We start from the raw sequence: 3900 nt of genomic DNA, 5'->3' as shown, positions 1-3900 counted from the left end.
CGGCATCCTTGACCCCCGGGTCCGGCCGCGCCGCGAGGGCCGTAGCGTGCCCGGACTTGCCGGAGGCGGTGTTGTCGCGGGCCAGTTCGGCATCCAGCCCGGCCTGGTCCGCCTGCCCGTGGGCTGCGAGGGCATGCCAGAGGTTCCAACGGAGCTCCGCGTCAACGGAAAGACCCGGAAGCACCGTACTGCCGTCCAGGAGTCCCCTGAGCAGGGCAAGCTGTCCGGCGTCGAACCGGCTTGTGCCGGCGACGGTGCGGACCCAAGACAGCTGGTGGTCGGAGCCGGGAGCTGCCTCCCGCAGTTCCGTGGCGGCCGTGGCGAGGAACGCGCTGCGCACAGCGTTCCGGCTGCTTGCCGGGAGATAGCGCTCGATCGCGGTTCCGGCGTTGCCAAGGACGGTTAGCAGTACACCGATGCCCGGTTCGGCGGGACCAAAGCGCTGCACCGCCTCGACATATCGGGACGCGGGGGTGACAGCGTCCCGGGCCGAATCCCACAACGCGGTCCAGCACAAGGCCCGGGCCATCGGATCGCTGAGCGTGCCCAGGGAGCTCCGCACGGTGGCTTCCGAGTGCGGGTCCAGCCGGACCTTGGCGTAGCTGAGGTCGTCGTCGTTGACCAGCAGCAACGCGGGCCGGGCCTTGCCGGCCAGCTGGCCGACCACCGTGCGTTCGCCGTCGACGTCGGTTTCGACGCTGTCGGTACGGACCAGGTTGCCGGCGGCGTCGGGGTTGTACAGGCCGATCCGCAACCGGTGCGGCCGCGGTTCCTGCCGGCCGGTGGTCGGGTCCTCGGCGTGCTGGATCAGCGACACCGAGCCGAGGACGCCGTCGTGCTCTTGGATTTCGGCGGTGAGCGTTGAAATGCCGGAGGTCTGCAGCCACTGCCTGGCCCAGGAGCCGAGGTCGCGCCCGGACGCGGCGCTGAGCGCCCGCAGCAGGTCCTCGAGGGTGGTGTTGCCGTACGCGTGGTCGCGGAAGTACCGGCGCGAACCGGCGATGAAGTCCTCGAAACCAACGTAGGCGACCAGTTGCTTGAGCACGGAGGCGCCCTTGGCGTAGGTGATGCCGTCGAAATTCTGTTTGGCGGCCTCGAGGTCCGGGATGTCGGCGACGATCGGGTGCGTCGTGGGGAGCTGGTCCTGGACGTAAGCCCAGGCCTTGCGGTTGTTGGCGAAGTTCACCCAAGCGGTGTCCCAGTCCGTGGTCCGGTCCACGCCGAGGGTACCCATATAGTCCGCAAAGGACTCCTTGAGCCACAGATCATTCCACCACTGCATGGTGACCAGGTCACCGAACCACATGTGCGCCATCTCGTGCAGGAGGGTGTTGGCGCGCGCCTGGTACTGCGAGTCGGCGGCGCGGGAGGTGAAGACGTAGCTCTCCGTGAACGTGACGAGGCCCGGGTTCTCCATGGCGCCGAGGTTGTACTCGGGTACGAACGCCTGCTCGTATTTGCCCCAGGGGTACGGATAGTCGAAGAGCCCATTGAAGAAGTCCAGGCCGTTCCGGGTCAGCCGGAACAGTTCCGCCGCGTCGAACGACGGGGCCATCGAGGCACGGCAGTAGAGGGCCAGCGGCACTTCCACCGCCGTGCCGTCCGCCAGGATCCCGTGCCAGGKGTCCTCGGCCTTGAAGTAGGGGCCGGCCAGTACGGTGGTGATGTACGTGGACATCGGCTTGGTGGGGGCGAAATCCCAGCGGCTCGTCGCGGGGTCGCTGGTCAGCGGGGTGCGGAAGGCCTCGACGCCGTTCGAGGACACCTGCCAGGGGGACGGAGCCGTCACGTGGAAAGTGAACTCGGCCTTCAGGTCGGGCTGTTCGAAGTTTGCAAAGACACGGCGCGCGTCGGCCGGCTCGTACTGGGTATAGAGGTAGCACTGGCCGTCGGCGGGGTCGAAGAAGCGGTGCATTCCCTCGCCGGAGGTGCTGTACAGGGCCGTACCGGTGACCGTCACCTGGTTCTCGGCCTGCAGCCGGTCGAGGCGGATCCGGGATCCGTCCACGATGTCCGCCACGGGCAGGCTCTCCCCGTTGAGGATGACGCTGTGCACCGCGCCGCCGATGAAATCCAGGAAGGTGGAGGCGCCGGGCTCGAGGGCGGCGAAGTTGATGATGCTGCGGCTGGTGTAGCCGGCGACGTCGGGGTCCGCCGCCTGCCGGACGTCAAGGGACACGTCGTAGCTGTGGGTGGTGATCAGGGCTGAGCGGGCTGCCGCTTCGTCACGGCGCAGGTTCTGATTGGACACTCCGCTATCTAATCACGGGCACCGCCGCCCCGGTTCGCCCGCCGGGTCAGCGGCCTCTGGTCGCCCGCTGGGTCAGCGGCCGGGGATGAGGACGACGGCGGCGGCCAGTCCCAGCGCAGCGATCAGCAGCCAGGCGGACAGGGCGGCCAGCAGCGCGCGCGTCCCCGTCCGCAGCAGATGCCCCACCCGGACGGCCGAGCCGAGGCCGAACAGGGCCATGCCCAGCAGCAGGTCCTGCAGCACGGCGGCCGCACCGAGCGCCCCGGGCGGCAGCCATCCAACCGACCTCAGCGCCACCATGGCGATGAACCCCAGGACGAACAGCGGCACGATCGGCGGAAACCGGCCGCCGAAGTCGGACCCGATCCGGTGGTGAATGCCCGCTGCTGCGACCATCGGCGCGAGCAGGAGCACGCGGGTCAGCTTGACGATGACGGCGACGGCGAGCGCCGAGGCGCCCGCGGTCTGGGCGGTGGCGACCACCTGCCCGACGTCGTGCACCGAAGCGCCGGCCCATGCACCGAAGGCCTCCGGGCCCAGCCCCAACGGGCCTATCAGGAGCGGCAGGACCCCGATCGCGAGTGTGCCACAGAGCGTGACCAGGGCGATCGGAAGCACGGTGTCCTGCTGCCGGATGCGTCGCACCGCGGCCATCGCGCCGATTGCCGAGGCGCCGCAGATGGAAAATCCGGTGGCAATCAGCAGGGAAACAGGCGGGGGCAGCCGGAACAGCCGGCCGATGCCATAGGTCCCCGCGAAGGACGCCAACACCACCCCTGTGATCAGGAGCAGGGCGGGCCAGCCCAGGCCCAGCACGTCGACCACGCTGACCTTGAGCCCCAGCACCACAATTCCGCTGCGCATCAGGTGCTTGCCGGCGAAGTCCAGCCCGGGCCGGCCGACACCTGCACTCCAGCCGGACACGCCGGGCAGATTGGCGGCCAGCAGCCCGAGCAGGACCGCCACCGTCATGGCCGGCAGCGCGGGGAGTACCGCGTGCACGGCGAGGGCGGTCCCGACCGCGGCGGCGCAGGCGAGCAGGCCCGGCAACAGCGGGCGCAGCCGGCCGTGTTGCTGAGGGGAAGCGGAGCTTGAAGGAGGCACGCCTTCAACCTTGCCGTACCGGCCTGCCAAAGACCGCAGCGAAACACCGAGCGAACCGCTGATGCGCGAGACCGGGCGCGCGGGGCAGACCGGGAATCGGCGGCAGGGGGCGCCGCCCGGCGTGAGCTGCAACACGCCCCGCGGACGGCGGCGTTATGAGTTCGCCCCGAAAAGGTGGTTGGCTAGAGGGCATGTCTGACCTTTTTCAGGATTACTCAGCGGCCGCCGGGCGCAGCGGTGCCTATGACGAAATGTTCGCCCCGGGCCAGCAGACCCGGCGCTCCTACCGGCAGGTCGCCGGGGCGCTCCAGGAACTCTCGCTGGCCGACGTCACGGCCCGCGCCGACTCGATGGCCCGGACCTTCCTGGACCGTGGTGTCACCTTCGATTACGCGGGGGAGGAGCGGCCGTTCCCGCTGGACATCGTGCCTCGGGTCATCCCGGCCGACGAGTGGACGGTCCTGGAACGCGGTGTGGCCCAACGAGTGCGGGCCCTCGAAGCCTTCCTCAATGACGTCTACGGCAAGATGGCAGTCGTCTCGGAC

At 69.5% G+C, this 3900-nt stretch carries 3 protein-coding genes; 1 reads left to right on the top strand and 2 read right to left on the bottom strand.

Features of this window, described 5'->3' with window-relative positions; translation table 11 throughout:
• Together pepN and AB4Y86_RS13785 are read right to left on the bottom strand one after the other, a co-directional pair.
• Positions 1-2251, bottom strand: a 2251-nt coding sequence (gene pepN / locus AB4Y86_RS13790; RefSeq protein ID WP_441402779.1) for an aminopeptidase N, incomplete at its 3' end; no start/stop codon positions are given.
• A 72-nt stretch (positions 2252-2323) separates the two neighbouring features.
• Complete coding sequence (locus AB4Y86_RS13785) at positions 2324-3355, bottom strand: YeiH family protein (RefSeq protein WP_441402778.1); 1032 nt, start codon at positions 3353-3355, stop codon at positions 2324-2326.
• A gap of 191 nt (positions 3356-3546) precedes the next feature.
• On the opposite strand from AB4Y86_RS13785, the gene AB4Y86_RS13780 reads away from it, so the two are divergent.
• Positions 3547-3900, top strand: a 354-nt coding sequence (locus tag AB4Y86_RS13780; protein WP_441402777.1) for a circularly permuted type 2 ATP-grasp protein, incomplete at its 3' end; no start/stop codon positions are given.

The sequence above is a fragment of the Arthrobacter sp. 2YAF22_2 genome (genome assembly GCF_052114645.1).
In the GTDB taxonomy this organism is placed as follows: domain Bacteria; phylum Actinomycetota; class Actinomycetes; order Actinomycetales; family Micrococcaceae; genus Arthrobacter.
Note: the sequence above shows the minus strand (reverse complement) of the source record. Positions and strands in the feature narration are given on the sequence as shown.